This is a genomic window from Streptomyces sp. PKA51 (genome assembly GCF_057552455.1).
Window position 1 is genome coordinate 135,386 of the sequence record NZ_BAAJPZ010000014.1, and the last position, 25,557, is coordinate 160,942.

The following is a 25,557-nucleotide window of genomic DNA, read 5'->3' on the forward strand; positions in this document are numbered from 1 at the left end:
GCAGCCATTACGGCGCGACTGGGGAAGTGAAAGTGGAACTGGCCTTGTACTCGGACTACGCCGTGCGGCTGGTCAATACCGAGCAGCCCGCGCGCGGAGTGGACACGCTGACGTCACTGGACGCGGTGCGGGCGCTGTTCGGGCCCGCTTCGCAGGCCGCGCGGCGGTTGACCGACGGCGACCTGACGCGACTGCGGACGGTGCGCGGGCGGCTGCGGGCCGTCTTCGAGGCGGCCGCCGGGGGCGAGGAGGTGCGGGCGGTGGACCTGCTGAACGCGCTGCTGATGGACTTCCCCGTCAGCCCCCAGATCTCGGGGCACGAGTACCGGGACGAGGACGGGCGCCCCAAGTGGCACCTGCACATCGCCGACCACGCCGCCAACGCCGGCGCGTCGTACACGGCCACCGCCTGCATGGGGCTGGCGGTGCACCTGACGGAGCACGGGGTGGAGCGGCTGGGCATCTGCCAGGCCCCGCCGTGTCGCAACGCCTATCTGGACACCTCGACCAACCGTTCCCGCCGCTATTGCTCCGACCGCTGTGCCACCCGGGCCAACGTCGCCGCCTACCGGGCCCGCAAGCGCCTGGAGAGTGCCCGGGCGGGCGAGGCGGCGGAGCGCAGCGGCCGTACGGCGGAGCCGAGCCAGGAGAGCACGGCCGTCGCCGAGCGCTGACCGCGCTCGGGCGGGCGGCGCAGCCGCAGCAGGGCGCGGGCGACGACGAACTCGTCCGGGACGGTGCCGAACTCCCGGCTGTCGTTCTCGACGAGGGGGTTGTCCCCCAGCACCCACCAGCCGCCCTCGCGCCGCTCCACCGCGCGTTTGACGATGAGCAGGTCCTGCCGGAAGGGGTGCCGCAGGACCACGACGTCACCCGGACGCACCACCCCGCCGTACTGCACGAGCAGCTGGTCGCCGGGGTTGAGGGTGGGCACCATCGAGGGGTTGTAGACCTCGGCGAGGCCGATGCGCAGCAGCCCCCGGTGCTCGCGCTCCAGCTCCTGCCCGCGCTCTTCCAGCTGCTCCTGCACGACGGCACCTCCGCGTCCGTTCCGCCTCCGGTCCCAGACTGACACCGGACTTTCGTCCCAAGCCCCCCGGGGCACCCGAGAAAAGCCTTCCCGCACCGAGTAATCTCGCACCTGAGAAGACGATCACGAGGAAGGACAGCTCATGCTCTCCCGCCTTTTCGCCCCCAAGGTGCGGGTCAGTGCACACTGTGACCTGCCCTGCGGCGTTTACGACCCGGCACAGGCCCGGATCGAGGCCGAATCGGTCAAGGCAGTCCAAGAGAAGTACCAGGCCAACGAGGACGCGGCGTTCCGCGCCCGCGCGATCCTCATCAAGGAGCAGCGCGCCGAGCTGGCCAAGCACCACGTCTCGGTGCTGTGGAGCGATTACTTCAAGCCTCCGCACTTCGAGAAGTACCCGCAGCTGCACCAGCTGGTCAATGACACGCTCAAGGCTCTGAGCGCGGCAAAGGCCTCGACGGACCCGAAGACGGGCGAGAAGGCGCTGGAGCTCATCGCGGAGATCGACCGGATCTTCTGGGAGACCAAGAAGGCCTGAGCGCGGTACGAGGGGCCCGGTCGCCGCACGGCGGCCGGGCCCTTGCCGTGCCCCGCACCGTACATCCGCGGTTCAGGCGGGCGTTCCCACGACGCCATTCTTGATCGTGAGCATGCCATGCATGACCGCAATGATCAGGACCCGCCGTGCGGCCGCGGCCGCCGTGGCCGCCATCGCGCTGGCCCTCGCCGGGGCCGCCGCCACCCCCGCCCGGGCCGCCGCGCCGCAGACCACCACCGCCCGCACCCTCGGCCCCGCCGGCCTCAAGGGCGTCGACTACGCGGTCTGGCAGCGGGACGTCCAGGCCGTCGTCGACCGGGCGAAGCCGTACATGGCGGAGCGCACCGCCCACCCCGGCGGGATGCGGCCGGCCCTCGTCCTGGACATCGACAACAGCTCCCTGGAGACCGACTTCCACTGGGCGGCCGTCCCCACGCCGGCGATCCGACCCGTCCTGGAGCTCACCCGCTACGCCCACGAGCGCGGCGTCGCCGTCTTCTTCGTCACGGCGCGCCCCGGCATCCTCGACGGGTACACCGAATGGAACCTGCGCACGGTCGGCTACCCCGTCGACGGGCTGTACGTCCGGCACCTCCCCGACCTCTTCCACGACGTGAGCACCTACAAGACCGCCCAGCGGGCCGCGATCGAGGCGCAGGGCTACACGATCGTCGCCAACATCGGCAACCACGACACCGACCTCTCCGGCGGCCACGCCGAGCGCACCTTCAAGCTGCCGGACTACGGCGGCAAGCTCTCCTGACCCTCCCGGCCCGCGCCGCCCCGCTCACCACCGCTGCGCCGCCCGGCGCCGGTCGTACCAGGCGATGCCCACCGCCGCCAGCAGAATCTGCACCAGCCACACCGCCCACGTGATGCCCTTGGTGTCGTACAGGCCGAGCGGATGGCAGACGAGAGCGCCGAGGAAGGCCGCCACGATGCCGATGAGGACCGTGGCGGCCGGCCCGACCCGCTGCCGGCCCGGCACCACCAGCCGGCCCAGGACGCCGATGAAGGCACCGATCACGATCGCACTGACAAGTCCCGCAATTTCCATGCCCTCCCCCTTGCGGCCGTTTCCTGTCGGTACACCCTTCCCCTCCCGTCGGCGGAGCATGTCGGACCGCCCCGCCCCGGCGGGTGCCTAGACTGGGGCGCGCCCGGGCGAGCGGAATCCCGGGGAGGGGAGAGCGACAGTGACGGCAGGCGTCGGGAGCTTCGGCAACGCCAAGGGCGCCGGAGGTTCCCTCGACGACCTCTGCGACCCGTCGGCCGAACTGCTGGCCGAGGCGGCCGCGGCCTTCGGGCTGCTCGCCTCCTCCGCCCGGCTGCACCTGATGTGGGCGCTGGCCCAGGGCGAGAGCGACGTCAGCGCGCTGGCCGAGCGGGTCGGCGGCGCGCTGCCGGCGATCAGCCAGCACCTGGCGAAACTCAAGCTCGCGGGGCTGGTGCGGTCCCGGCGCGAGGGGCGGCGGGTGGTGTACCTGGTGGCCGACCCCGACGTCGTGACCATCGTCCGCCTCATGGTCGGCCAGCTCGCCGACCGCCGGGCCGGCGCGGACGCCGGCGCCCCCGCCGGACGCCTCCGTGGTCTGGGCGCCTGAGTCCTCCGCGGCGCGCGGCCCGGACACCGGCACCACCCTGCAGGTGCTGCGCGCCCTGGCCAGCGGGCCCCGCGGCCTGACGGAAGCGGAAGCCGAGGAGCGCATCGGCCGGTACGGCGAGAACGCCCTGCCCGGCCGCCGCCCCGCCTCCTGGCCGCACCGCTTCGCCCGCAGCCTGCGCGACCCCTTCACCGCCGTCCTGCTCGGCCTCGGCGTCGTCTCGGCGCTGCTGGCCTCCTGGGGCACCGCCCTCGTCATCTGCGTCCTGGTCACGGTCAGCTGCATGCTGCGGGCCACCGGCGAACACCGCGCCGACCGCTCGGCGGCCGCCCTGCGCGAGCTGGTCGCCAGCACCGCGACCGTACGCCGCCGCGCCACCGACGCCTCGGCGCCGGCCGTGCGCGAACTGCCCGTCGACCAGCTCGTGCCCGGCGACGTCGTGCTGCTCGCCCCCGGCGACCTCGTCCCGGCGGACCTGCACCTGCTGCGCGCCCGCGGACTGACCGTCCACGAGGCCGCGCTCACCGGCGAGTCGGCCCCCGTCGCCAAGACGGCCCGCACCGCCTCGCAGGACCCGGCGGCGACCGGCCTGGACCTGCCCCACCAGTGCTTCCAGGGCAGCAGCGTCGTCTCCGGCACCGGCACCGGCGTCGTCGTCGCCACCGGCCGCCACACCCTGCTCTCCGGCGCCCTCGCCGGCGCACCGCGCCGCCGCCCGCCCGGCCCCTTCGACCGCTCCGTCAACGGCATCGCCTGGACCCTCATCCGGTTCATGCTGCTCGTCGCCCCCCTGGCCCTCGTCGCCGGCGCCCTCGTGCGCGGCCGCGGCCTGGAGACCCTGCCCTTCGCCGTCGCCGTGGCCGTCGGGCTCACACCCGAAATGCTCCCCGTGATCGTGACGGCCTCCCTCGCCCGCGGCGCCGCCCTGCTCGCCCGCGGCGGCGAGGTCGTCGTCCGCCGGCTGCCCGCCCTGCACGACCTCGGCGCGGCCGACGTGCTGTGCGTCGACAAGACCGGCACCCTCACCGAGGACCGGCCCGTCCTCGCCCTCGCCGAGAACGCCGCCGGCCACCCCGACGACGACGTGCTGCGCTGGGCCGCCCTGGGCGCCCTGTGGACGCTGCACCTCGCCGAACTGCCCGTCCCCGACGCCCTCGACGACGCCGTGCTCGACGCCTGCCCCGGCGACCCCGGCGACCTGCCGTACGAAGGCGTCGACGCGCTGCCCTGCGGCCCCGGGCGGCGCCTGGCCACCGCCGTGCTGCGCCGCCCCGGCGACCCCCGCTTCGCCCTCGCCGGCACCCACACCCTCGTCGTCAAGGGCGCCCCCGAGGACGTCCTCGACCGGTGCGCCCTCGACGACGCCGACCGCGAACGGCACCGGCAGCGCGCCGCCCGCCTCGCCGCCGAAGGACTGCGCGTCCTCGCCGTCGCCCGCGCCGAACGACCCGCCCGCGAGCGGCCGTACACCGAGGCCGACGAACACGACCTCACCTTCACCGGCTTCCTCGCCCTGCGCGACGCGCCCGCCCCCGGCGCCGCCGAGGCCCTCGCCGGGCTCGCCCGGCACGGCGTCACCATCAAGGTGCTCACCGGCGACCACCCCGGCACGGCCGTCCGCGTCTGCCGCGAACTCGGCCTCGCACCCGGCGACGCGGTCACCGGCGAGCACATCGACGCCCTCGACGACGCCGCCCTCGGGCGACTGGCCGCCACCACCACCGTCTTCGCCCGCTGCACCCCCGCCCACAAGGCCCGCGTCGTGACCGCCCTGCGCGCCGCCGGGCACACCACCGGATTCCTCGGCGACGGCGTCAACGACCTCGCCGCCCTGCACGCCGCCGACGTCGGCGTCTGCCCGCGCGACGGGGTCGACGTGGCCCGCGAGGCCGCCGACGTCGTCCTGGCCGCCAAGGACCTCACCGCCCTGGACCGGGCCATCGTCACCGGCCGGCGCAGCACCGCCAACATCGGCTCCTACCTGCGGATCACCCTGTCCTCCAACGTCGGCAACGTCATCGCCATGCTGGCGGCCGGGCTCATGCTGCCGTTCCTGCCGATGCTGCCGGCGCAGGTCCTCGTCCAGAACCTCTTCTTCGACGCCGCCCAGCTCGCCCTGGCCTTCGACCGCCCCGGCCCGGCGGCGGCCGCCGCCCCCGCCGTCCTGCGCCCCCGCGCACTCCTGCGGTTCGTGACCGGCTTCGGCCTGCTCAACGCGACGGCGGACGTGGCGACGTTCGCGGTGCTGGCGGCGGGGGACGAGGGGGTGTTCCATGCGGGGTGGTTCACGGAGAACTTGTTGACGCAGGCGATGGTGATGGTGCTGCTCCGTACGGGCCGGCTGCCGGGGCCCTTGCGGGCGGCGGTTGCGGGACTGGCACTGGCGGGGCTCCTGCTGCCGGCGTCCCCGGCGGGGGCGGCGCTGGGCATGGCCCCGCTGCCGGTGCCGTACTACGGGGCGCTGGGTGCGGTGCTGGCGGTGTACGGGTGCGCGCTGGCGATGGCGCGGCGCCGTTAGCGGTGCCCCGTAGGGGCGCGGGGAACTGCGCGACAAGCCACGACGCGCCCGCAGATGCGTCGGCTGCGGGCCGTCGGTGGCCGATCGCGCCCACGCGGCGGCAGCCGCAGATCGACACTGCCCCGCGCCCCTACGGGGCGGAGCCCCGCGCGCTACCAGTTGCCGCCCCCGAAGTCGCCGCCCCCTCCCCCGTCGCCGCCGCCCCAGTCGCCGCCGCCTCCGAAGTCGTCGGGGTTGAAGTCCGAGCCCGTGTAGTCGCCGCCCTCCGGCCCCACCGGCGGCGCCGCGTACGCGGGGGAGCCGCCGAGCATGCCGCCCAGCATCGTGCCGACGAGGAGCCCCGGCAGCAGGCCGCCGCCGAAGTACCCGCCGGCCCACGGCGCGTACGCCGGTCCCGCGTCCCAGTAGGGCCGCGGCCCGTACGGGGTCTGCACCTCTCGCGCCATCGGCTCCTGGCCGCTCGCCAGCCGGGTCGCGTCGGCCGCGCAGGCCGGCACGGTGCGCAGGGCGCCGCCGGGGGGCGCCCACTGGACGTCCTGGACGGACGGCCCGTGGCGCGGGTCGAAGAAGCAGGGGGGCCGCCGCTGCGGCAGGGGCGCCCCGGTGCGCCGGGCGGCGAGCGTGGCGAGCGCGAACCGGCCCTCTTCCAGGGTGGCCGTCACGCCGCGCACGTCGTCCGGTTTGCCCGCGGCCGCCATTTTCGACTTGGCCTCGTCGTAGGCGTCGAGCGCCCGGCTGTAGTCGGCGCGCATCTCGTCGGTGGCGCCGGTCTCGGTGGGGGAGAAGTCGAGCCGGTCGAGTTCCTCGCCGAAGGCGGTGATGTCCTCGTCGACGACGACGCGCAGGGCGTCGAGCTCGGCGCGCTCGCGTTCCTCGCGCTTGCGCCTGGCGCGCCGGTAGAGGGCGTAGGCGCCGGCGCCGCCGGCCACCACGAGGGCGCCGCCGGTGATCAGGCCGGTGGTGCCGATGCCTTTGCCGGTGCCGCCCCAGGAGCCGGGGGCGTGGCCGCGCGCGGTGCGGACGGCCTCGTCGACGAAGGCGCTCAGCTGGGCGTTGGTGTCGCCGTCGGTGCGCCGGACGGAGCCGACGAGGTTGGTGACGGCGTTGCGGGACATGACGCTGCGGTCGGCGGCGGCGTTGAAGGCGTCGCCGAGGTGGACGGCGTAGACGCCGGCGAGGCCGACCTTGGTGCGCAGGTCGCGCAGGACGGTGGCCCGGGGGTACTCGGGTGCGTCGGGCAGGACGGCGACGAAGACGGGCTTGTCGGCGTCCTTGATCTTCCGGGCGAGGGCGTCGGCGTCGGCCGCGGGCAGTTGGCCGGCGGCGCGGGGGTCGACGTAGACGGGGTTCTTGCGCAGGGCGTCGGCCGCGGTGTCGAGCCCGCCGGCGGCGTGGGCGCCGGGGCCGCACAGTGCCGTGCCGGCCGCGAGGAGGAGGACCGCGAGGAGGGTCACGAGCCGGTGGACGGCGCGGGGGACGGCGGTGGCGGGCATGGGGAGCTCCTTGGAGGGGTCACGGTCTACTGTGCACCTACCACAAGTGCGGATCAATCAGGCATATCGCCGCACGTCACCCATAGGAGAGGTTGGCGCAGGGGTCGTCGTCCGCCGACCGGGCGCCGCGGGCGACGTCCGGTGCGGGTTCCGTGCTCGGCGAGGGGGTCGGGCTCCCCGCCGTCGCATAGTCGCGGCCCAGGGTCAGGATGATGCCGCTGATGTCCGCCCCGCGGACGTAGGACCCGGGAAAGAGCCGGGCGAGGGCGCGGGCGTGTTCCGCCTGTCCGGAGCCGAACTCGATGACGGTGGTGGCCTGGTCCTGGGAGCGGGCGGTGGCGGTGCCGGTCACCTCGAAGCCGTGCTGCCCGATGGCGGTGGCGGCCCGGGCGGCGAGCCCGTCGACCTCGGTGCCGTTGCGTACGGCGACCTTCGCGCCGCCGCCCGAGACGGGCACCGGGGTGGACGGCGTGGCCTGCGGAGCCGCTCCGCCGCCGCGGCCGGCGTTCTTGCCGTCGACGGTGCGGTCGGCGCGCAGGGCGGCCCACAGGGCGTCGGCGTCGGGCTGGACGACGGCGACGCGGTTGCCCTCGTACCGCCAGGGCAGGGTCACGAACTTCATGTCGTGCAGGTCGATGCCCTTCAGCGACATCGCGAACGACACCATCTTCTGCGCGGAGCCCAGACCCGGGTCGACGGTCAGCGACTTGGTGGCCGCGTCGGCGAGCGGCAGCAGCGTGGTGGGGTCGAAGCCCTGCGCGCGCACCTTCTTCACGAGCGAGGACATGAAGGCCTGTTGGCGTTGGATGCGCCCGATGTCTGAGCCGTCGCCGATGCCGTGCCGTACGCGGACGTAGTCCAGGGCGCGCTGCCCGGAGACGGTCTGCGGGCCCTTGGGGAAGAGCAGTTTGCCGCGGGAGCCCAGGTTCGGGTTGAGGTCCCCCTGGTAGACGTCCTTGGGGACGCAGACGTCGACGCCGCCCACGGCCGAGGTCATCGCGGAGAACCCGGCGAAGTCGACGACGACGGTGTGGTCGACGCGCAGTCCGGTCAGGCGCTCGACGGTGTTCTGCGTACAGGCGGGGTTGCCCTGGGGCGATTCGCCCACGGTGAAGGCGGAGTTGAACATCGCGCGGGACTGCTCGGCGGTCCAGGTGCCGTCGGGCTTGCGGCACGGGGGGATGTCCACCAGCGTGTCGCGCGGGATGGAGACGGCGACCGCGTGCTTGCCGTCGCCGTGGACGTGCAGCAGGAAGGCCGTGTCCGAGCGGCCCACGTCGCCCTCGCCGCCGCCGAGCTCGCTGTTGCCGCCGGCGCGCGAGTCCGAGCCGATGACCAGGACGTTCTGCCCGCCGACGCCGGCGCCGGGCCGGTCCTTGGAGAGCCCGTCCGCGTCGAAGGTGGTGATGTTGCCGTTGAGCCTGAGGTACAGCCAGCCGGCGCCGGCGGTCACCAGCACCAGGAACGACACCACGATCACGGTGAAGGTCCGCGGCCGCGTGCCCCCGCCCCCGGTCCTGCCTCGCCTGCCGCGCCTACCGCTCATGTCCGTGCCCTCATCGCTCCCCCGGTGTCCGTGCGTTTCCGCACGGTGAGACGGGCGGCCACGGACTTTGGTTGTCCAGTTGCGCAATCTAGCAAGTATTGTGGGCTCGGCTGTCCGGCCGGGACGCATCCAAACCAGTCAGATGAGAGGTGGTGGGCCGCCGTGCTGCGCAACGCCCTGGAGCCCTGGCACATCCTCGTGGTCGTCCTCGTCATGGTCCTGCTCTTCGGATCGCGCAAACTGCCCGACACCGCGCGGGCCCTGGGCAAGTCGATGCGCATCCTGAAGAGCGAGGCCAAGGCGATGAAGGACGGGGCCGACGCGGGTGGCGACACGAAGGCCGCATCTGTAGACGGCACCCGGTGACCCGGACGTCACCCGGCGATCACCTGCGGTACACCCGCCCCTGGTGAGCTTCCTCGCGGCCGCCCGGCACCCCGCCGCGGCCCAGCTAGGAGGAAGCAACCATGGGTTCTCGTCCGTACCGACGCCGTCTCGCCTGGAGCGCCGCCGCGCTCCTCGTCGCCGGTGTCGCCGTGCCCGCCGCCCAGGCGGCCTCGGAGCACGGCGGCCAGTCGGACGCCTTCGCCCACGCCCCGAAGAAGGCGAAGAACGTCATCCTGCTCATCGGCGACGGCATGGGCGACTCCGAGATCACCCTCGCCCGCGACTACACCGTGGGCGCGGCCGGGCGGCTGAACATGGACAAGTTCCCGATGACCGGCGCGTACACCACGTACTCGGTGGACAAGAACGGCAAGCCGGACTACGTCACCGACTCCGCCGCATCCGGCACCGGCTGGGCCACCGGCCACAAGACGGTCAACGGCCGCATATCCAAGACGCCCGGCACCGACAAGCCCATGACCACCATCCTGGAGCTCGCCCAGCGCGGCGGACTGGCCACCGGCAGCGTCACCACCGCCGAGCTGACCGACGCCACCCCGGCCGTCCTCGCCTCGCACGCCACCGACCGCAGCTGCCAGGGCCCGGCCGACATGAAGGCCTGCCCGAACGACACCATCGCCAAGGGCGGCCCCGGCTCCATCGCCGAGCAGAGCGTGAACCACAAGGTCGACGTGCTCCTCGGCGGCGGCAGGGCCCGCTTCGACCAGAAGATCACCGAGGGTCCCTACAAGGGCATGACCGTCACCGAGCAGGCCCGCAAGCTCGGCTACCAGGTGGTGACCGACAGCAGGAGCCTGGCCGGCGCCCGCTCGGGCAAGCCCGTCCTCGGCCTGTTCGCCGACGGCAACGTGCCCGTCGAGTGGACCGGCAAGGCCGCGGCCGTCGGCGGCACCGCCGCCCAGCGCTGCGTGACCGGCAACCCCGAGCGCAAGGCCGGCACCCCCGCCCTGGAGGAGCAGACCCGCCGCGCGCTGGAGCTGCTCGGCACCCCCAAGGCCAAGAAGAACGGTTTCTTCCTGCAGGTCGAGGGTGCCTCCATCGACAAGCGCGACCACGCCGCCGACCCCTGCGGCCAGATCGGCGAGACCGCCGCCTTCGACCGCGCCGTGAAGGTCGCCCGCGACTACGCGGCCAAGCACCCCGACACCCTGGTCGTCACCACCGCCGACCACGGCCACAGCAGCCAGATCGTGCCGCTGGAGGCCAACCCGCCCGGCCTGTCCTCCACCCTGATCACCAACGAGGGACAGCAGCTGAAGGTCAACTACTCGACCAACACGCCCGGCCAGTCCCAGGAGCACACCGGCACCGAGGTCCGCATCGCCGCCCAGGGCCCCGGCTCCCAGCGCGTGCTGGGCGTGACCGACCAGACCGAGCTGTTCACCACCATCCGCACCGCGCTCTCCCTGCGCTGACCCACCCCGCCCGCACGGGCCCGGCCGCTGTGGGGGCGGCCGGGCCCGTGTGCGGTCGCGCCAGTTATCCGGCCCGAACATTGGTGGATCACGCACCCGGTGCAGGACCCCTCAGCATCAACACTGAGAGATCCGTCCCCACCGCGCGCAGGAGGAACCCCGATGTCCGGGTCTCGCGTCCTGGCCCTCGGCCACTACCAGCCCGCCAGGGTGCTCACCAACGACGAGCTGGCCACCATGGTCGACACCAGCGACGAGTGGATCCGCACCCGCGTCGGCATCCGCACCCGTCGCGTCGCCGCCCCCGACGAGACCGTCGCCAGCATGGCCTCCCGGGCCGCGGCCAAGGCCCTGGCCGCCAGCGGCCTCGACCCGGCCGACATCGACCTCGTCCTCGTCGCCACCTGCACCGCCGTCGACCGCAGCCCCAACACCGCCGCCCGCGTGGCCGCCGAGCTCGGCCTCGCCTCGCCCGCGGTCATGGACGTCAACGTCGTCTGCGCCGGCTTCACCCACGCCCTCGCCAGCGCCGACCACGCCATCCGCGCCGGGGCCGCGACCAACGCCCTGGTCGTCGGGGTGGAGAAGTTCACCGACGTCACGGACTGGACCGACCGCACCACCTGCGTCCTGGTCGGCGACGGCGCCGGCGCCGCCGTCGTCACCGCCGCCGAGCAGCCCGGCATCGGCCCCGTCGTGTGGGGCTCGGTGCCCGAGATGGGCCACGCCGTACGCATCGAGGGCACGCCCTCGCGCTTCGCCCAGGAGGGCCAGTCGGTCTACCGCTGGGCCACGACGCAGCTGCCGCCGATCGCCCGGCGGGTGTGCGAGCGGGCGGGGCTCGCGCCGGAGGACCTGGCGGCCGTGGTGCTGCACCAGGCGAACCTGCGCATCATCGAGCCGGTGGCCCGGCGGCTGGGAGCGGTCAACGCGATCGTCGCGAGCGACGTGACGGAGTCCGGCAACACCTCGGCGGCCAGCATTCCGCTGGCCCTGTCGAAGCTCGTGGCCACCGGACGCATCGAGCCGGGAGCCCCGATCCTGCTGTTCGGCTTCGGCGGCAACCTCTCGTACGCGGGCCAGGTCATCCACTGCCCGTAGGGGCGGCGGGCGGCGCCCTCAGAACACCGACCAGCCCGTCAGCGACGTGAAGTGGTCCAGCGCCGCGACGCCCGCCACGGAGTTGCCGCGCGTGTCGAGCCCCGGGCTCCAGACGCACAGCGTGCAGCGGCCCGGTATGACGGCGACGATGCCGCCGCCCACGCCCGACTTGCCCGGCAACCCCACCCGGTAGGCGAAGTCGCCCGCCGCGTCGTACGTGCCGCAGGTGAGCATCACCGCGTTGACCTGCTTGGCCTCCCGCCGCGGCAGGAGCCGCGAGCCGTCGGCGCGCAGGCCGTGCCGCGCCAGGAAGCCGCTCGCCAGGGCGAGGTCGCGGCAGCTCATTTCGACGGAGCACTGCCGGAAGTAGTGCTCCAGCACGGTCGGCACGGGGTTGTCGAGGTTGCCGTAGCTGGCCATGAAGTGGGCGAGGGCCGCGTTGCGGTCGCCGTGCTCGGACTCGGACTTGGCCACGGCCGCATTGAAGGCGACGCCGGGGTTGCCGCTCTCGGCGCGCAGGAATTCCAGCATGGTGGCGCTGGCGTCGCCCGTCAGGGTCTGGAGCCGGTCGGTGACGACCAGGGCGCCGGCGTTGATGAAGGGGTTGCGCGGAATGCCGTGCTCGTACTCCAGCTGCACCAGCGAGTTGAAGGGGTTGCCGGACGGCTCGGTGCCGACCCGCTCCCAGATGCGGTCGCCGCCGTGCGCGAGCACGAGGGCGAGGGCGAAGGCCTTGGAGATCGACTGCACGGAGAAGGGCCGTTCCCAGTCCCCCACGCCGTACAGGCCACCGTCCACGTCGGCGACGGCCATGCCGAACTGGGCGACGTCGACCTCCGCGAGGGCGGGGATGTAGTCGGCCACCTGTCCCCGGCCGACCAGCGGCCTCGCGAAGGCGGCGACCTCTTCGAGTACGGCCTGGTAGTCCACGGTGGTGTGCTTTCTCTTCTGCTCACTGGCCGGGCCAGCGTACAAAATGGGGGGCGTGACCAGCGACAATCCCCCCGATCCGGCCGCGTTGCGCCCGCTGCTGCCCTCCCCGGTGCAGGAGCCGGAGGACGACCGGTTCGCCCGGCGCGGCCTGCGGCTGCTGCTCAAACGGGACGACCTCATACATCCGGACCTGCCCGGCAACAAGTGGCGCAAGCTGGAGCCGAACCTGCGGGCCGCGGCCGCCGCGGGCCGGCGCACGCTGCTCACCTTCGGCGGGGCCTACTCCAACCACCTGCGGGCCACGGCCGCCGCCGGCCGGCTGCTGGGGTTCGCGACGATCGGCATCGTGCGCGGCGACGAGCTGGCGGACCGACCGCTGAACCCGTCCCTGGCCCAGTGCGCCGCGGACGGCATGCGGCTGCGCTTCGTCGACCGGGCCACGTACCGCCGCAAGACCGAACCCGAGGTGCTGGCCGCGCTCGTGCCGGAGGGCTGCTACGTCGTGCCGGAGGGCGGCAGCAACGCGGCCGCCGTGCACGGCTGCGAGGCGCTCGGCCGCGAGCTGCGCGGCGTCGCGGACGTGGTGGGGGTCGCCTGCGGCACGGGCGGCACACTGGCGGGCCTGGCGGCCGGCCTGGGCCCGCGGCAGCGGGCGATCGGCTTCCCCGTGCTCAAGGGCGGCTTCCTGGGCGAGGAGGTGCTGCGCCTGCAACGGGAGGCGTTCGGCGGCCGGCGCGGGCAGTGGGTGCTGGACGAGCGCTTCCACGCGGGGGGCTACGCCCGGTCGACGCCGGAGCTGGAGGCGTTCGCGGCGGACTTCGAGACCCGGCACGGGGTCCCGCTGGAGCGGGTGTACGTGGCGAAGATGCTGCACGGGCTGACGACGCTGGCCGAGGAGGGCGCGTTCGCGCCGGGCACGACGGTGGCAGCCGTGATCACGGGCGCCCCGTAAGGGGCGTCCGGCGGATCTTCGCCCTGCGGCGACCACGGCCCCCGTAGGGGCGCGGGGAACTGCGCGACAAGCCACGACGCGCCCGCAGACGGAGTGCCGTGGCACCGCCCCGCGCCCCTACGGGACGCTAGCCCGTCTCCTCGCGGTACGCGGCCGCCTCCTCCAGGTCCAGGCGCCGCAGCAACGTGCGCAGCATCTCGTCGTCGATGCGCCGTGCGTCCCGCAGGGCCACGAACACGGCCCGCTCCGCCCCGATGACCTCGCGCGACAGCCGCCGGTAGGTGTCGTCGACCGATTCCCCCGTGCGCTCGTCGACCGCTCCGAGGCGTTCCCAGACGGCGTTGCGGCGGCGTTCGAGGACGGCGCGCAGGCGGTCGGCCAGGGGGGAGGGCAGGGCGTTGTGCTCGTCGGCGAGGAGTTCGGCCAGGCGCCGCTCCGCGGCTTCGGATGCCTCGCTCTGGGCCTGGGCCTCGACGAGGGTGTCCATGCCGGGGTCGCGCTGCGGCAGCCGGAGGCGGCGGATGAGCGGGGGCAGGGTGAGGCCCTGCACCACGAGCGTGCCGATCACGGTGGTGAAGGTGAGGAAGAGGATGAGGTTGCGGGCGGGGAAGGGCCCGTGCGCGGCGGCCACGGGTACGGAGAAGGCGATGGCGAGGGAGACGACGCCGCGCATGCCCGCCCAGCCGATGATCAGTACGCCCTGCCAGGTGGGGTCCTCCTCCCGTTCGCGGACGCGCCGGGACAGGGCCCGGGGTACGAAGGCCGCGGGGAAGACCCACAGGAAGCGGGCGAGGACGACGGCCGCGAAGACGGCGAGCCCGTAGAGGAGGGCCTCCCCCACCCCGTACGTGCCCAGTTCGCGGAGCACCACCGGCAGCTGGAGGCCGATCAGCATGAAGACGGCGGATTCGAGGAGGAAGGCGACCATGCGCCACACGGCGGCCTCCTGCAGCCGGGTGGCGAAGTCGACCTGCCAGGAGCGGTGGCCGAGGTAGAGGGCGACGACCACGACGGCCAGCACGCCGGAGGCGTGCAGCTGCTCGGCGGTGCCGTAGGCGACGAAGGGGATGAGCAGGGAGAGGGTGTTCTGCAGCAGGGGTTCGCGCAGGTGGGTGCGCAGCCAGTGGATCGGCACCATCAGGACGAAGCCGACGGCGACGCCGCCGAGGGCGGCGAGGACGAAGGCGAGGATGCCGTGCGACCAGCTGACGCTGCCGCCGACGACGCCGGCGACGGCCACCCGGTAGGCGGTGATGGCGGTGGCGTCGTTCACCAGGGACTCGCCCTGCAGGATGGTGGTGAGCCGCGACGGCAGGCCGAGGCGGCGGGCGATGGCGGTGGCGGCGACGGCGTCGGGCGGGGCGACGACGGCGCCGAGCACCATGGCGGCGGCGAGCGGCAGCCCGGGGACGACGAGGTAGGCCGCGTAGCCGACGAAGACGGTGGCGAACAGCACGTAGCCGAAGGACAGCAGCGCGACGGGCCGCAGGTTGGCGCGCAGGTCGAGGTAGGAGCTGTCGAGGGCGGCGGTGTGCAGCAGGGGCGGCAGGAGCAGCGGCAGGACGACGTGCGGGTCGAGGGCGTAGTCGGGCACGCCGGGGACGTACGCGGCGGCGAGCCCGGCGGCGACGAGGAGCAGGGGGGCGGGTACGGGGGTGCGGCGGGCGGCCCCGGCGACGACGGCGCTGGCGGCGACCAGCAACAGCAACGGCATGACGTCCATGGGCTCCCCGCCTGTCTGCGCGCACACGTTCCGGCTGTGCGATCTACCCTGGCAATCATGATCGAGTGTGCGCACGTTCCGGGGTTGCCGCGCCCCGAGCCGGAGCCGCTGGCCGTCACGTGCCCGGACTGCGAGGCGGCGGGCAGTCATCCGGTGCAGCTGCGCATGTGTTTGGTGTGCGGCAACGTGGCCTGCTGCGACTCCTCGCCGTACCGGCATGCGACGGCGCACTTCGAGCGCACGGGGCATGCGGTGATGCGCAGCTTCGAGCCGGGGCAGACCTGGCGTTGGTGCTACGTGGACAAGCACATCGTCTGAAGGGGCACCTCGCCTGAAGGGGCACCTCGTCCGAAGGGGCCCTGCGCGGGGCCCGGGCTAGCATGCAGGCATGATCCGTACCGCCACGCCGGCCGACGTGCCGGAGATCCACGCGATGATCCGCGAACTCGCGGAGTACGAACGGGCGCTGGAGGAGGCACAGGCCACGGAGGAACAGCTGCGCGAGGCGCTGTTCGGTCCGGAACCCGCCGTGTTCGCCCTGATGGCGGAGAGTGACGAAGAGCCGGGCGCGGTGCTCGGTTTCGCGCTGTGGTTCCGGAACTTCTCGACGTGGACGGGTACGCACGGTATCTATCTCGAAGACCTTTACGTACGGCCGCACGCGCGGGGCGGCGGGCACGGAAAGGCGTTGCTCGCGGAGCTCGCCCGGATCTGCGTGGAGCGCGGCTATCGTCGTTTCGAGTGGTCAGTGCTGGACTGGAACGCCCCCTCGATCGCGTTCTACAAGTCCATCGGGGCGCAGTCCATGGACGAATGGACGGTGCAACGACTTACCGGCGAACCGCTCCGGGCCCTTGCGGCGCTCGCGCAGAGTGACGAAAATCCGAGCAAGCGGCCCAACGAGCCGTCCTCGCTTTCGAATTGAGACCGCAGACCTCTAGCCACTGTCCGTACTCATGGGTTTACCATGAGTGACAGTCGTGGGCCTGCGGCGCGGAACCGCAGATCGCGATAGCGTCTCAGCCGGACCATGTGCCGCCCCGACCCGCACCGGCCTTCACCGGACCGCGCGGGACCGGCGCTCAACTCAGCTCAATGAGCTTGTGCCACCTTGGAGGTGAGGGTGTCCCCCATCGCAGGCGAGCCTGGGACGACCCAGGACTTCGTGGAAGTCCGGCTGCCCGCCGCAGGTGCCTACCTGTCGGTGCTGCGGACGGCGACGGCCGGTCTCGCGGCCCGGCTGGACTTCACCCTCGACGAAATCGAGGACTTGCGCATCGCCGTGGACGAGGCCTGCGCCATCCTGTTGCAACAGGCCGTGCCGGGCTCCGTCCTCAGCTGCGTCTTCCGGCTCGTGGGGGACGCCTTGCGGGTGACCGTCTCGGCACCCACCACCGACGGCCGTGCGCCCGAGCGCGACACCTTCGCCTGGACGGTGCTCTCCGCCCTGGCCGGAGAGGTGGACTCCACCGTCGCGGAGGACCGCACGGTCAGCATCAGCCTGCACAAGAAGCGCGGCGCCGGCCCCGGACAGCCGTGACGGAAGAGGGGGCTCCGTGAGTACTGCGTCACCGCGGGGAGTGCGCACCCCGGCCATCCCGCAGCAGCCTGCCCGGCCGCATCCGGAGGACCTCGATCCGGAGCGTCCCGGCCCGCAGGGCCCGGACCCCGGTCCGGACCAGGCCAGCGACCCTTCGGAGCGGGCGGACCACATGGATCAGCAGCAGCGCCGGCAGCGGAAGCCGCACCCGGATCCGCACGACCGCAGCGGAGCCCGCGCCCTGTTCGTCGAGCTGCGCGCGCTTCCCGACGGCTCGCCCGAGCGCGCCGAGCTGCGCAACCACCTGGTGCGGATGCACCTGCCCCTGGTCGAGCACCTGGCCCGGCGCTTCCGCAACCGCGGCGAGCCGCTGGACGACCTCACCCAGGTCGCCACGATCGGGCTGATCAAGTCCGTGGACCGGTTCGACCCCGACCGCGGGGTGGAGTTCTCCACGTACGCCACGCCCACCGTCGTCGGCGAGATCAAGCGGCACTTCCGCGACAAGGGCTGGGCGGTGCGGGTGCCGCGCCGGCTGCAGGAGCTGCGGCTGTCGCTGACCACGGCCACCGCCGAGCTCTCCCAGCGGCACGGCCGGGCCCCGACCGTCCACGAGCTGGCCGAGCACCTGTCGATCTCCGAGGAGGAGGTGCTGGAGGGCCTGGAGTCGGCCAACGCCTACAGCACGCTTTCCCTGGACGTGCCGGACACCGACGACGAGTCCCCGGCGGTCGCCGACACCCTCGGCGCGGAGGACGAGGCCCTGGAGGGCGTGGAGTACCGCGAGTCCCTCAAGCCGCTGCTGGAGGACCTGCCGCCGCGGGAGAAGAAGATCCTGCTGCTGCGCTTCTTCGGCAACATGACCCAGTCGCAGATCGCCCAGGAGGTCGGCATCTCGCAGATGCACGTCTCCCGGCTGCTGGCCCGCACCCTCGCCCAGCTGCGGGACCGCCTGCTGATCGAGGAGTGACCCGCGCGCCCCTTACGGGGCGCTGCGGGGACCTGCGCCCAGGGCCTCGGCCGCCGCGGGGCTGACCAGCAGCACGAGCACGGCCACGGCCGCGGCCGCGAGCGCCGCCGCTCCGGCGATCAGCGCCCCGCCGCCGTTGAAGAGCGTCCAGGCCACCGGCAGCGCCATGATCTGCGTGATCACGGCCGGGCCGCGGCTCCAGCGGCGCAGCAGCCACAGCCCGCGCGCCGCCAGCAGCGGCAGCACGGCCAGGGCCAGGACGGTCAGGCCGCCCGTCTCCGCCTGCCGCGGGCTGTCGGGGCGGCCCAGCAGGCCCAGGACGAGCATGGCGGCGCCGGCGGCGAACAGGGCCAGGCCCTCCAGGCCGACCAGCGCCGCCGCGGCGGTCAGCCGGGCGGGACGGGGGCCCGGGGAGGCCGCACGGGTGGCGGGGGCGGCGGGGGCGGCGCCCTTCCGGGGGTTTTTCGACGCGGACTGCTTGCTGCTCACTCGAAGCAGGGTAGCCGTACCGGCGTCCGGAAAGCCCGGCCTGGGATGGGTGGTGTACCGACAGGTAGGTAGGCTGAAGCGCATGCGTGCGCTTCTTGTGGTCAATCCTTCGGCCACCACCACCAGTGCCCGTACGCGTGACGTCCTGGCGCACGCGCTGGCCAGCGACCTCAAGCTGGACGTCGCGACGACCGAGTACCGGGGGCACGCGCGCGACCTGGCCCGCAGAGCGGCCGAGAGCGGGACCATCGAGCTGGTGGTCGCGCTCGGCGGCGACGGCACGGTCAACGAGGTCGTCAACGGCCTGCTGCACGCCGGCCCCGACCCGCAGGGCCTGCCGCGCCTGGCCGTCGTGCCGGGCGGCTCCACCAACGTCTTCGCACGGGCCCTGGGCCTGCCCAACGACGTCGTGGAGGCCACGGGTGCCCTGCTGGACGCGCTGCGCGAGGGCTCGGAGCGCACGGTCGGCCTGGGCCTGGCGGCCGGCACGCCCGGCACCGAGGACGAGGGGGTGCCCTCGCGCTGGTTCACCTTCTGCGCCGGCTTCGGCTTCGACGCCGGGGTCGTGGGCCGGGTGGAGCAGCAGCGCGAGCGCGGCAAGCGTTCGACCCACGCCCTGTACGTGCGGCAGATGATGCGCCAGTTCCTCGGCGAGCCCAACCGCCGGCACGGCACGATCACCCTCGAACGGCCGGGCGAGGAGCCACTCGAGAATCTCGTCATGTCGATAATCTGCAACACCGCTCCGTGGACCTATCTGGGCAACCGCCCGGTCTACGCGGCGCCGCAGGCGTCCTTCGACACAGCCCTTGACGTGCTCGGATTCACCAAGCTGTCCACGGTGACCGCCACCCGCCACGCCATGCAGCTGCTGACCTCGACACCGGAGCGCGGGCCGGAGGGCAAACACGCTGTGTCACTGCATGACCAGACCTCCTTCACCTTGCATTCGCAGGCCCCCCTGCCGTTCCAGATGGACGGCGACCACCTCGGGCTGCGGTCGAGCGTGACGTTCACAGGCGTTCGCCGTGCACTGCGTGTGATTGTGTGAGTGCTAGGGACCAAAGTCCTTACAGTCGAACGTTTAGACTGGGTTCCACCCCCTGGAATGACGGCTGTGACCTAGCCGACACCGAGGAATCAAAAAAAACTTTCCGGAAGGGGTTGTATCCGTCGCCGAGGTTTGCGAGTCTCTTCCTGGCGATCGGGACAGCCCGCCATCAAGGCTTCCCCGGAGAGCCCGAACCCCCTCCTTTTCCTCCCTGGACCACACCAGCGTGCAGCTGGGCGTCGGACCTTCCCTTGCGAGGGGATTCGTGAAAGCGTTCACATTCACAAGCCACGTAGCCGTAACACGAGGAGATGGAGCAGCCATGGACTGGCGTCACAACGCCGTTTGCCGCGAGGAAGACCCCGAGCTGTTCTTCCCCATCGGCAACACCGGTCCTGCGCTGCTGCAGATCGAGGAAGCCAAGGCCGTCTGCCGTCGCTGCCCCGTGATGGAGCAGTGCCTGCAGTGGGCGCTCGAGTCCGGCCAGGACTCCGGCGTCTGGGGTGGTCTCAGCGAGGACGAGCGCCGCGCCATGAAGCGCCGTGCCGCCCGCAACCGGGCGCGCAACGCGACCGCCTGACGAGGACCCCTTTCGGCCCCCGAGCCGCAGCGCGCAGTACCCCCCACGGTGCGCTAAGCACACAGTGCATATAACGCTTTGAGCCCGGTCGCTCTCCTTCGAGAGCGACCGGGCTCAGTGCTGTGCGGGGTGCGGCGGGGGCCCGGTCAGTGCTTCTCCGCCCGGACGGGGAGGTCGAGCACGACCTTGGTGCCCCGGTCGGCGGCGGGCACCATGTCGAACGTTCCGCCCAGCTCCCCCTCGACGAGGGTGCGCACGATCTGCAGCCCGAGGTTGCCCGCGCTCTGCGGGTCGAAGCCCTCGGGCAGGCCGCGGCCGTCGTCCTGCACGGAGATCAGCAGCCGGGCGTCCCGGCGGGTGCCGCCGCGCACCGCGGTGACCTCGACCGTGCCCTGCTCGCCCGGGCCGAAGCCGTGTTCCAGGGCGTTCTGCAGCAGCTCGGTCAGCACCATCGACAGGGGGGTGGCGACCTCGGCCTCGAGTATCCCGAAGCGGCCGGTGCGCCGGGCGGCGACCCGGCCCGGGGAGATCTCCGCCACCATGGCGAGCACCCGGTCGGCGATCTCGTCGAACTCCACCCGCTCGTCGAGGTTCTGCGAGAGGGTCTCGTGGACGATCGCGATGGAGCCGACCCGGCGGACCGCTTCCTCCAGCGCCTCCCTGCCCTCGGCGGAGCCGATGCGGCGGGCCTGCAGGCGCAGCAGGGCGGCCACGGTCTGCAGGTTGTTCTTCACCCGGTGGTGGATCTCCCGGATGGTGGCGTCCTTGGTGATCAACTCTCGCTCGCGGCGTCGCAGTTCGGTCACGTCGCGCAGCAGTACGAGCGAACCGATGTGGCTGCCCTTGGGTTTGAGCGGGATGGCGCGCAGATGGATGACCCCGTCGTTCGCCTCGACCTCGAACTCGCGCGGGGCCCAGCCGCTGGCCAGCTTGGCCAGGCCCTCGTCGACCGGGGCCCGGGAGGGCGCCAACCGGGCGGTGGTCTCGCCCAGATGGTGGCCGACGAGATCGGCGGCCAGGCCGAGCCGGTGGTAGGCGGACAGCGCGTTGGGGCTGGCGTACTGGACGATGCCGTCGGCGTCCAGCCGGATCAGCCCGTCGCCGGCCCGGGGCGAGGCGTCCATGTCGACTTGTTGACCGGGGAACGGGAAGGTGCCAGCCGCGATCATCTGCGCGAGGTCGGAGGCGCTCTGCAGGTAGGTGAGCTCCAGCCGGCTGGGCGTGCGGACGGTCAGCAGGTTGGTGTTGCGGGCGATGACGCCCAGCACCCGGCCCTCCCGGCGCACCGGGATGGACTCCACCCGCACGGGGACCTCCTCGCGCCATTCGGGGTCCCCCTCGCGCACGATCCGGCCCTCGTCGAGGGCGGCGTCCAGCATGGGGCGGCGGCCGCGCGGCACCATGTGGCCGACCATGTCGTTCTGGTACGAGGTCGGGCCGGTGTTGGGGCGCATCTGGGCGATGGAGACGTAGCGCGTCCCGTCCAGCGTCGGCACCCACAGCACGAGGTCGGCGAAGGAGAGGTCGGAGAGCAGCTGCCACTCCGAGACCAGCAGGTGCAGCCACTCCAGGTCGGAGTCGTCGAGGTCGGTGTGCTGGCGTACGAGATCGTTCATGGAGGGCACGCCAGCGAGCCTACCCGGGGCGGCGGGCGGCGGGATTTCCCGTCCGGACCACCCGATGGGGGAACTCCCATGGACAGCGGCGAATGGTCTAGTCCACAATGAAACGGCAAAGTCTTCCGCCCCCTCCGCACAAGGGAGGCGGAACGAGGCCGGCCCGCGCCGCGCGCGGCACCCCGGCCTCCGGTCGGCCCGCCGGGCCGTGGGGCCCGCACACCCCGCGCCACCCGCCGGCCGGCGTCGCTCCGGGCTGCGGTGCCCGCTGGGTCGAGGGTCCCGGCAGGCGCCGCGGCCCGTAGTCGCATCCGGGGTCCGTACGGGTCCTCGGGCGTACGGAAGGCGTTCGAGGCGCTCTGCTAAATTGGTCTATACCACACCCCTCTTGAGATCGGCAGGCCCAGCGTGGAAGTTGTCATCGTCCCGGACGCCAAGGCAGGCGGCGAGCTCATCGCCGAGGCCATGGCCGCTCTGCTGCGCCGCAAGCCCGACGCCCTGCTCGGGGTTGCCACCGGCTCCACTCCGCTGCCCGTCTACGAGGCGCTCGCCGCCAAGGTCCGCGGCGGCGCGGTCGACGTCTCCCGCGCCCGCGTCTGCCAGCTCGACGAGTACGTGGGCCTGCCCGCCGACCACCCCGAGTCCTACCGCTCGGTCGTCCTGCGCCAGGTCGTCGAGCCCCTCGGGCTGACCGCGGAGTCCTTCATGGGCCCCGACGGCAACACCGCGGACGTCCAGGCCGCCTGCGAGGCGTACGACCGGGCCCTGGCCGAGGCCGGCGGGGTGGACCTGCAGCTGCTCGGCATCGGCACCGACGGGCACATCGGCTTCAACGAGCCGTGCTCCTCGCTCGCCTCCCGCACCCGGCTGAAGACGCTCACCCACCAGACCCGCGTCGACAACGCGCGCTTCTTCGACGGCGACATCGAGCAGGTGCCGCACCACGTCATCACCCAGGGCATCGGCACCATCCTGGAGGCCCGCCACCTGGTGCTGCTGGCGACGGGCGAGGGCAAGGCGGAGGCGGTGGCCCGCTCCGTCGAGGGACCGGTCTCCGCCCTCGTCCCGGCCTCCGCCCTGCAGCTGCACCCCCACGCGACGGTGGTCGTCGACGAGGCCGCGGCCTCGAAGCTGAAGCTCGCGGACTACTTCCGCGCCACGTACGCGGCCAAGCCGGCCTGGCAGGGGCTGTAACAGCAGCGGCGAACCGGTGGCCCGGCACCCGTCAGGAGGCGGGGGTCGGGCCTTCCATGTGCTCGCTGATCCACTCGATCGGTCCGGCGTCCATGCCCCGCAGGTAGGTCGCCCCGTTGTGGGTGCCGCCCTCGATGACGTTCAGCTTGGTGTGGACCGGGCCCTTGTCGCCGTACGTCGCGATGAACTTCGTGACGTCGCTGATCATCTTCTTGTTCTCCTTGGTCCCGTACTGGAACGCCAGGTAGACGTCGGGGCCCTTGCGGGCGATCAGCTCCTTGGCCAGGACCTCGGGGTTGTTCTGCTGCCGCTCGGTCTCGTGGCCCTTCCACAGCGGGGAGTCGGGCACGATGTCGGGGCCGGAGGCGATGACGGCCTTGAACTTGTCCGGCTTCTGCAGCACGGACTTCAGACCGACGAATCCGCCGGTGGAGGAACCCATGAAGGCCCAGCCGTCACGCGACTTCAGCGTGCGGAAATTCGCCTTCATGAGGTCGGGGACGTCCTCCGTCAGCCAGGTGCCCATCTTGGGCTGGCCGGGGATGTCGCTGCCGTCCCAGTAGATGCCGCCGTCGTCCGGGCCCGGATTGAGGATCGGCATGGCCAGGAGGAAGGGCTTGCTCTTGCCCTCCTGGTACCACTTGGTGATGCTGCCCTCCAGGGAGAGCTTGTCGTTGCCGAATTCCCCGAACGCCCAGTAATTGCCGTCGTGGCCCGGACCACCGGGCAGGGCTATCAGCACCGGGAAGCCGCTCTTGGCGAACTTCGGGTCCAAGTATTCCTTGGGCGCCCAGACCCACACCTTGCCCTTGAAGCCCGACTTCCCGCCGGTGATCGACACGACGCTGACCTGCGTGCCGTCGCTCATCGTCTTCGCGTTGCGGAAATCGGCCTTCGGGCCGGTGGGCAGCAGCGTCTTCGAGTCGGCCGGCTTCCCGCCCTTGGCGTCGTTCGCGCCGCCGCCCTGGTCGTAGCTGACCGGGGCTCCCTTGTCGGTGAAGGGGGGTATCTCGAAGTAGCTCATCACCGGCCAGGCGACCAGTCCGAGCGCGACCACCGACGCGCCCGCGACGATCCAGCGCCGTGCACGGATGGCACGGCGCCGGCCCCGTGACTGGTACGGCGCGGTGGACGGCGGATGCGTCGTCGGGGGTGTGTTCACACGTGCTCCAGCTGCCGGCCCCAGAGGGCTGCTGCCCAAGGGCAGTAACGGATGTTCCGTCCGGGAAGACGGACCATGCCGACATGCAGGTTCCCTCGTCCGGGTGCTTGACAAAAGTCTAGTCGGAGCAGCGAGCGCCCCGCAGGGGCGCACCGCACCCGCCGGACAGGCGTTACCGCACCCCCGCCAGGACCTCCGCGGCGGCCGTGCCGCACACGCGCGCCGCCCCGTGCGTGGCCACGTGCACCGCACCGCGCGGCGCGGCCCGCGGCACGCCCATCTCCACGACCACCGTCTCCGGCCGGGCCGCCAGCAGCGCGTCCAGTGCCCGGCCCATCCAGCCGTGGCGGTGCTCGTCGCGCACCACGGCCACGATCCGCCGCTCCCCCGCGTCCGCGAGCACCTGCTCGGCGCCGTCGTCCTCGGGCCCGTACGTCAGCGTGGTCGTCCCCGGGAGCAGCCGCGCGAGCTCCGCGCCGACGCCCCACGGCGTCTCGTCGCCGACGGCGATGTTGGCCACCGGGGTGAAGGCCGCCACGTGCGCGGGCTGCGTCAGCGGGGCGAACCCCGCGGACGGGGTGACCCGCAGCGCCCGCCGCGCCGCGGCGAGCCCGATGCCGGGTGCGGGCGCGGTCCCCTCCCCCGCGCCCGCACCCGTACCGGTGGTCCAGCGGCCCAGCGCCCGTACCCGGGCGGCCGCGTCGGCGAGGCGTTCCTCGGCCAGCTCGCCGGCGCGCACCGCCGCGACGAGCGCGTCGCGCAGCCGCAGCACGGTGGCCTCGTCGGCCAGCCCGCCGCCGACGCAGATCGCGTCCGCGCCGGCCGCCAGCGCCATGACGCTGCCGCGTTCGATGCCGTACGTGGCGGAGACGGCGGCCATCTCCATGCCGTCGGTGACGATCAGCCCGTCGAAGCCGAGCCCGCCGTCGGCGACGGGTGCGCGCAGCAGGCCGTGCAGGGCGGCCGGGCTGAGGGTGGCCGGCAGGGCGGGGTCGAGGGCGGGCAGCAGGATGTGCGCGCTCATCACGGCCCGGGTGCCGGCGGCGACGGCCGCGCGGAAGGGCACCAGCTCCCGGGTGCGCAGGGTCTCCAGGCCGGCCTCGACCCGGGGCAGGTCGTGGTGGGAGTCGACGGCGGTGTCGCCGTGGCCGGGGAAGTGCTTGGTGCAGGCCGCGACCCCGGCGGACTGCAGCCCTTCGACGTAGGCGGCGGTGTGCCGGGCGACGAGGTGCGGGTCGGCGCCGAAGGACCGTACGCCGATGACGGGGTTGTCGGGGTCGGAGTTGACGTCGCCGGAGGGCGCCCAGTTGAGGTTGACGCCGCACTCGGCGAGCCGCCGGCCGAGCTCGCGGGCGACGGAGCGGGTCAGCTCGGTGTCGTCGACGGCGCCGAGGGCGAGGTTGCCGGGGAAGGAGGAGCCGGTGCGCACCTCCAGACGGGTGACGTCGCCGCCCTCCTCGTCGATGGCGACGAGCACGTCGGGGCACTCGGCCCGCAGCCGGGCGGTGAGCGCGGCCAGCTGTCCGGCCGAGGCGATGTTGCGGCCGAAGAGGCCGACGGAGCACAGCCCTTCCCCGAGCCGGCGCAGCAGCCAGTCGGGGGCGCTGGTGCCGGTGAAGCCGGGCTGCAGGACGGTCAGGGCGTCGCGGGTGAGCGTGCCGGCGGGGGCGGGTGCGGTCATGTCGGTGGTCATG

At 73.1% G+C, this 25,557-nt stretch carries 26 protein-coding genes; 16 read left to right on the forward strand and 10 right to left on the reverse strand.

Annotated elements, in window-relative coordinates; all coding sequences use genetic code 11:
- Window positions 1–32 precede the first annotated feature (32 nt).
- Window positions 33–674, forward strand: coding sequence for a CGNR zinc finger domain-containing protein (locus AC27L3_RS21145; protein ID WP_487235620.1), 642 nt, complete (start codon window positions 33–35; stop codon window positions 672–674).
- Here the strand turns inward: AC27L3_RS21145 and sodX are convergent.
- Complete coding sequence (gene sodX, locus AC27L3_RS21150; protein WP_487235621.1) at window positions 566–1,030, reverse strand: nickel-type superoxide dismutase maturation protease; 465 nt, start codon at window positions 1,028–1,030, stop codon at window positions 566–568. The two genes, AC27L3_RS21145 and sodX, sit on opposite strands and share 109 nt — an antisense overlap.
- A gap of 142 nt (window positions 1,031–1,172) precedes the next feature.
- On the opposite strand from sodX, the gene sodN reads away from it, so the two are divergent.
- Window positions 1,173–1,568, forward strand: a complete 396-nt coding sequence (gene sodN, locus AC27L3_RS21155) for a superoxide dismutase, Ni (protein ID WP_344437265.1) — start codon at window positions 1,173–1,175, stop codon at window positions 1,566–1,568.
- Window positions 1,569–1,689: 121 nt separating this feature from the next.
- Window positions 1,690–2,331: an HAD family acid phosphatase gene (locus AC27L3_RS21160; RefSeq protein ID WP_487235622.1), complete on the forward strand. Its 642-nt coding sequence runs from the start codon at window positions 1,690–1,692 to the stop codon at window positions 2,329–2,331.
- Window positions 2,332–2,355: 24 nt separating this feature from the next.
- Here the strand turns inward: AC27L3_RS21160 and AC27L3_RS21165 are convergent, their stop codons facing one another.
- Entirely contained in the window at window positions 2,356–2,625 is a 270-nt protein-coding gene (locus tag AC27L3_RS21165) for a GlsB/YeaQ/YmgE family stress response membrane protein (protein WP_487235623.1), read from the reverse strand.
- 139 nt (window positions 2,626–2,764) lie between these two features.
- On the opposite strand from AC27L3_RS21165, the gene AC27L3_RS21170 reads away from it, so the two are divergent.
- Both AC27L3_RS21170 and mgtA read left to right on the forward strand, forming a co-directional pair.
- Window positions 2,765–3,172 carry an ArsR/SmtB family transcription factor gene (locus AC27L3_RS21170; protein WP_425583292.1) on the forward strand — a complete coding sequence of 136 codons (408 nt, stop codon included), beginning with the start codon at window positions 2,765–2,767 and terminating at the stop codon, window positions 3,170–3,172.
- The gene (mgtA, locus tag AC27L3_RS21175; protein ID WP_487235624.1) at window positions 3,156–5,690 is read left to right on the forward strand and encodes a magnesium-translocating P-type ATPase; all 2,535 of its coding nucleotides are present in this window, start codon (window positions 3,156–3,158) and stop codon (window positions 5,688–5,690) included. The genes AC27L3_RS21170 and mgtA overlap by 17 nt, the downstream gene beginning before the upstream one ends.
- Before the next feature lie 152 nt (window positions 5,691–5,842).
- On the opposite strand, the gene AC27L3_RS21180 is transcribed toward mgtA, so the two are convergent.
- Together AC27L3_RS21180 and AC27L3_RS21185 are read right to left on the reverse strand one after the other, a co-directional pair.
- On the reverse strand, window positions 5,843–7,183 hold the full coding sequence (locus AC27L3_RS21180) for a hypothetical protein (RefSeq protein WP_487235625.1): 1,341 nt from the start codon (window positions 7,181–7,183) through the stop codon (window positions 5,843–5,845).
- 76 nt (window positions 7,184–7,259) lie between these two features.
- The gene (locus tag AC27L3_RS21185) at window positions 7,260–8,729 is read right to left on the reverse strand and encodes an LCP family protein (RefSeq protein WP_487235626.1); all 1,470 of its coding nucleotides are present in this window, start codon (window positions 8,727–8,729) and stop codon (window positions 7,260–7,262) included.
- A gap of 162 nt (window positions 8,730–8,891) precedes the next feature.
- Here AC27L3_RS21185 and tatA point away from each other — a divergent pair, with 162 nt between their 5' ends.
- The 3 genes from tatA (at window position 8,892) to AC27L3_RS21200 (ending at window position 11,653) form a co-directional block, all read left to right on the forward strand.
- Window positions 8,892–9,095 carry a Sec-independent protein translocase subunit TatA gene (gene tatA, locus AC27L3_RS21190; RefSeq protein ID WP_487235627.1) on the forward strand — a complete coding sequence of 68 codons (204 nt, stop codon included), beginning with the start codon at window positions 8,892–8,894 and terminating at the stop codon, window positions 9,093–9,095.
- A 101-nt stretch (window positions 9,096–9,196) separates the two neighbouring features.
- Entirely contained in the window at window positions 9,197–10,552 is a 1,356-nt protein-coding gene (locus AC27L3_RS21195) for an alkaline phosphatase (RefSeq protein WP_487235628.1), read from the forward strand.
- Window positions 10,553–10,714: 162 nt separating this feature from the next.
- On the forward strand, window positions 10,715–11,653 hold the full coding sequence (locus tag AC27L3_RS21200; RefSeq protein WP_487235629.1) for a beta-ketoacyl-ACP synthase III: 939 nt from the start codon (window positions 10,715–10,717) through the stop codon (window positions 11,651–11,653).
- An 18-nt stretch (window positions 11,654–11,671) separates the two neighbouring features.
- On the opposite strand, the gene AC27L3_RS21205 is transcribed toward AC27L3_RS21200, so the two are convergent.
- Window positions 11,672–12,583 (reverse strand): glutaminase, encoded by a 912-nt coding sequence (locus AC27L3_RS21205; protein WP_487235630.1) that lies wholly within the window; start codon window positions 12,581–12,583, stop codon window positions 11,672–11,674.
- A gap of 46 nt (window positions 12,584–12,629) precedes the next feature.
- Between AC27L3_RS21205 and AC27L3_RS21210 the strand changes: the two genes are divergently transcribed.
- Window positions 12,630–13,538: a 1-aminocyclopropane-1-carboxylate deaminase/D-cysteine desulfhydrase gene (locus AC27L3_RS21210; RefSeq protein WP_487235631.1), complete on the forward strand. Its 909-nt coding sequence runs from the start codon at window positions 12,630–12,632 to the stop codon at window positions 13,536–13,538.
- A 127-nt stretch (window positions 13,539–13,665) separates the two neighbouring features.
- Here the strand turns inward: AC27L3_RS21210 and AC27L3_RS21215 are convergent, their stop codons facing one another.
- Window positions 13,666–15,261, reverse strand: coding sequence for a Na+/H+ antiporter (locus AC27L3_RS21215; RefSeq protein WP_487235661.1), 1,596 nt, complete (start codon window positions 15,259–15,261; stop codon window positions 13,666–13,668).
- Between the two features lie 57 nt (window positions 15,262–15,318).
- Here AC27L3_RS21215 and AC27L3_RS21220 point away from each other — a divergent pair, with 57 nt between their 5' ends.
- The 4 genes from AC27L3_RS21220 (at window position 15,319) to AC27L3_RS21235 (ending at window position 17,771) form a co-directional block, all read left to right on the forward strand.
- Window positions 15,319–15,579 (forward strand): UBP-type zinc finger domain-containing protein, encoded by a 261-nt coding sequence (locus AC27L3_RS21220; RefSeq protein ID WP_344437253.1) that lies wholly within the window; start codon window positions 15,319–15,321, stop codon window positions 15,577–15,579.
- A gap of 70 nt (window positions 15,580–15,649) precedes the next feature.
- Window positions 15,650–16,186, forward strand: coding sequence for a GNAT family N-acetyltransferase (locus tag AC27L3_RS21225; RefSeq protein ID WP_487235632.1), 537 nt, complete (start codon window positions 15,650–15,652; stop codon window positions 16,184–16,186).
- Window positions 16,187–16,384: 198 nt separating this feature from the next.
- On the forward strand, window positions 16,385–16,801 hold the full coding sequence (locus tag AC27L3_RS21230) for an ATP-binding protein (protein ID WP_126915983.1): 417 nt from the start codon (window positions 16,385–16,387) through the stop codon (window positions 16,799–16,801).
- Between the two features lie 16 nt (window positions 16,802–16,817).
- Window positions 16,818–17,771 (forward strand): RNA polymerase sigma factor SigF, encoded by a 954-nt coding sequence (locus tag AC27L3_RS21235; RefSeq protein ID WP_487235633.1) that lies wholly within the window; start codon window positions 16,818–16,820, stop codon window positions 17,769–17,771.
- A 12-nt stretch (window positions 17,772–17,783) separates the two neighbouring features.
- Here AC27L3_RS21235 and AC27L3_RS21240 read toward each other — a convergent pair whose 3' ends face one another.
- Window positions 17,784–18,260 carry a hypothetical protein gene (locus AC27L3_RS21240; protein ID WP_487235634.1) on the reverse strand — a complete coding sequence of 159 codons (477 nt, stop codon included), beginning with the start codon at window positions 18,258–18,260 and terminating at the stop codon, window positions 17,784–17,786.
- An 82-nt stretch (window positions 18,261–18,342) separates the two neighbouring features.
- On the opposite strand from AC27L3_RS21240, the gene AC27L3_RS21245 reads away from it, so the two are divergent.
- Window positions 18,343–19,311, forward strand: a complete 969-nt coding sequence (locus tag AC27L3_RS21245; protein WP_487235635.1) for a diacylglycerol/lipid kinase family protein — start codon at window positions 18,343–18,345, stop codon at window positions 19,309–19,311.
- A 322-nt stretch (window positions 19,312–19,633) separates the two neighbouring features.
- Window positions 19,634–19,891: a WhiB family transcriptional regulator gene (locus AC27L3_RS21250; protein ID WP_004937597.1), complete on the forward strand. Its 258-nt coding sequence runs from the start codon at window positions 19,634–19,636 to the stop codon at window positions 19,889–19,891.
- A 146-nt stretch (window positions 19,892–20,037) separates the two neighbouring features.
- Here AC27L3_RS21250 and AC27L3_RS21255 read toward each other — a convergent pair whose 3' ends face one another.
- On the reverse strand, window positions 20,038–21,507 hold the full coding sequence (locus AC27L3_RS21255) for a sensor histidine kinase (RefSeq protein WP_487235662.1): 1,470 nt from the start codon (window positions 21,505–21,507) through the stop codon (window positions 20,038–20,040).
- 408 nt (window positions 21,508–21,915) lie between these two features.
- Between AC27L3_RS21255 and nagB the strand changes: the two genes are divergently transcribed.
- Entirely contained in the window at window positions 21,916–22,701 is a 786-nt protein-coding gene (nagB, locus tag AC27L3_RS21260; RefSeq protein WP_487235636.1) for a glucosamine-6-phosphate deaminase, read from the forward strand.
- Between the two features lie 31 nt (window positions 22,702–22,732).
- On the opposite strand, the gene AC27L3_RS21265 is transcribed toward nagB, so the two are convergent.
- Window positions 22,733–23,725, reverse strand: a complete 993-nt coding sequence (locus tag AC27L3_RS21265; protein ID WP_487235663.1) for an alpha/beta hydrolase — start codon at window positions 23,723–23,725, stop codon at window positions 22,733–22,735.
- A gap of 310 nt (window positions 23,726–24,035) precedes the next feature.
- Window positions 24,036–25,556 carry a glycoside hydrolase family 3 protein gene (locus tag AC27L3_RS21270; RefSeq protein WP_487235637.1) on the reverse strand — a complete coding sequence of 507 codons (1,521 nt, stop codon included), beginning with the start codon at window positions 25,554–25,556 and terminating at the stop codon, window positions 24,036–24,038.
- Window position 25,557 lies beyond the last annotated feature (1 nt).

Excerpts from the sequence above, each read along its gene's own strand:
- sodN (WP_344437265.1), top strand. The coding sequence starts at position 1,173 with ATGCTCTCCCGCCTTTTCGCCCCCAAGGTGCGGGTCAGTGCACACTGT.
- AC27L3_RS21160 (WP_487235622.1), top strand. The coding sequence starts at position 1,690 with ATGACCGCAATGATCAGGACCCGCCGTGCGGCCGCGGCCGCCGTGGCC.
- AC27L3_RS21165 (WP_487235623.1), bottom strand. The coding sequence starts at position 2,625 with ATGGAAATTGCGGGACTTGTCAGTGCGATCGTGATCGGTGCCTTCATC.
- AC27L3_RS21180 (WP_487235625.1), bottom strand. The coding sequence starts at position 7,183 with ATGCCCGCCACCGCCGTCCCCCGCGCCGTCCACCGGCTCGTGACCCTC.
- AC27L3_RS21185 (WP_487235626.1), bottom strand. The coding sequence starts at position 8,729 with ATGAGCGGTAGGCGCGGCAGGCGAGGCAGGACCGGGGGCGGGGGCACG.
- AC27L3_RS21195 (WP_487235628.1), top strand. The coding sequence starts at position 9,197 with ATGGGTTCTCGTCCGTACCGACGCCGTCTCGCCTGGAGCGCCGCCGCG.
- AC27L3_RS21200 (WP_487235629.1), top strand. The coding sequence starts at position 10,715 with ATGTCCGGGTCTCGCGTCCTGGCCCTCGGCCACTACCAGCCCGCCAGG.
- AC27L3_RS21210 (WP_487235631.1), top strand. The coding sequence starts at position 12,630 with ATGGGGGGCGTGACCAGCGACAATCCCCCCGATCCGGCCGCGTTGCGC.
- AC27L3_RS21215 (WP_487235661.1), bottom strand. The coding sequence starts at position 15,261 with ATGGACGTCATGCCGTTGCTGTTGCTGGTCGCCGCCAGCGCCGTCGTC.
- AC27L3_RS21220 (WP_344437253.1), top strand. The coding sequence starts at position 15,319 with ATGATCGAGTGTGCGCACGTTCCGGGGTTGCCGCGCCCCGAGCCGGAG.
- AC27L3_RS21225 (WP_487235632.1), top strand. The coding sequence starts at position 15,650 with ATGATCCGTACCGCCACGCCGGCCGACGTGCCGGAGATCCACGCGATG.
- AC27L3_RS21245 (WP_487235635.1), top strand. The coding sequence starts at position 18,343 with ATGCGTGCGCTTCTTGTGGTCAATCCTTCGGCCACCACCACCAGTGCC.
- AC27L3_RS21250 (WP_004937597.1), top strand. The coding sequence starts at position 19,634 with ATGGACTGGCGTCACAACGCCGTTTGCCGCGAGGAAGACCCCGAGCTG.
- AC27L3_RS21255 (WP_487235662.1), bottom strand. The coding sequence starts at position 21,507 with ATGAACGATCTCGTACGCCAGCACACCGACCTCGACGACTCCGACCTG.
- AC27L3_RS21265 (WP_487235663.1), bottom strand. The coding sequence starts at position 23,725 with ATGAGCTACTTCGAGATACCCCCCTTCACCGACAAGGGAGCCCCGGTC.
- AC27L3_RS21270 (WP_487235637.1), bottom strand. The coding sequence starts at position 25,556 with ATGACCACCGACATGACCGCACCCGCCCCCGCCGGCACGCTCACCCGC.